Consider the following 265-nt stretch of genomic DNA (forward strand, 5'->3'; position numbering starts at 1 on the left):
CAGGTAGTCGGCGCGCAGACCGGCATCGGCATGCTCGCGCTGCGCCTGGGCAATCAGGGCGGGCAGGTCGCGTTCGCCAGTCTGGATAGCCTGGGCAATCTGCTGCAGCGAGCGGTAGAGAACCGTGGCGGTGTCGCGCTGCTCCTCGCTCCGGTAACCGTTGGGCGCCGACAGGGCCAGGCCGCTCTCGGCGCGCACGGTGGGCTCGCCGATGCTCTGGATCGGCAGGTTGAGGGCGCGCTCCAGGGTGCGGCTCACCGCCAGT

The 265-nt window shown here is 70.9% G+C and carries 1 protein-coding gene; it reads right to left on the reverse strand.

Annotation, left to right across the window (positions count from 1 at the left end):
* Positions 1-265, reverse strand: a 265-nt coding sequence (locus AC0IYH_RS32010; protein ID WP_471838318.1) for a pantoate--beta-alanine ligase, incomplete at both ends; no start/stop codon positions are given.

Source organism: Pseudomonas sp. AC463 (assembly GCF_979253585.1).